Here is a 914-nt window from a genome sequence, read left to right as displayed (position 1 = left end):
GTGATTGCTGACTTGTCTTATGACAATCCGCATGTTTATCCATTTATGGAAATGCAGCGCTGGAAAACTCATCCGCTGATTAAACAGTTCCTAGAAGGCGGTAAGCGTATTTCTTACGGTGCACGTGCCGTGGTGAAAGGTGGCTTTAACTCATTACCGAAACTGACCTTCCCAGGTGGCTGCCTGATTGGTGATGATGCAGGCTTCCTAAACTTTGCCAAAATCAAAGGCTCACATACCGCTATGAAATCTGGCATGCTCTGTGGCGAAGCGATTTTTGAAGCGATTGCCGCAGGCGTAGCTCAAGGTGGTGAAGTTGGTTTTGCCCGCATCACTGAAGGTGATGATGTCTTCATTAAAGAAGTCACTGCTTACACACAAAAATATCAAAATAGCTGGCTCAAAGAAGAGTTATATCACTCACGTAACTTTGGCCCAGCCATGCATAAATTTGGCACATGGATTGGCGGTGGGTTTAACTTTATTGACCAGAACGTATTCCATATTCCATTTACCTTGCATGACCTTGTGCCTGACTTCAGTGCATTGAAACCTGTCAATGCAGTGAACTTTAAACCAGATTATCCAAAACCAGATGGCAAGCTGACTTTTGACCGTTTATCGTCAGTGTTTATTTCGAATACCGTGCACGAAGAAAATCAGCCGTCGCATTTGAAGCTAACAGATGCTTCGATTCCTGTGAATGTGAACCTGCCAAAATGGGATGAACCTGCACAGCGTTACTGCCCTGCTGGGGTGTATGAAATTGTGGAAGAAAATGACGGTTCAAAACGCTTCCAGATTAACGCAGCCAACTGTGTGCACTGTAAAACCTGTGATATTAAAGATCCGTCACAGAACATTACTTGGGTTGCACCTGAAGGTGGTGGTGGGCCAAATTATCCAAATATGTA

The 914-nt window shown here is 44.4% G+C and carries 1 protein-coding gene; it reads left to right on the top strand.

Annotation, left to right across the window (positions count from 1 at the left end):
• A partial coding sequence (locus C1A47_RS17520; protein WP_162625986.1) for an electron transfer flavoprotein-ubiquinone oxidoreductase occupies positions 1-914 on the top strand: 914 nt, incomplete at both ends.

It is taken from the genome of Acinetobacter sp. MB5, assembly GCF_003261585.1.
In the GTDB taxonomy this organism is placed as follows: domain Bacteria; phylum Pseudomonadota; class Gammaproteobacteria; order Pseudomonadales; family Moraxellaceae; genus Acinetobacter.
The sequence above is the reverse complement of the archived record's forward strand: the minus strand, read 5'-3'. Positions and strand labels throughout refer to the sequence as shown.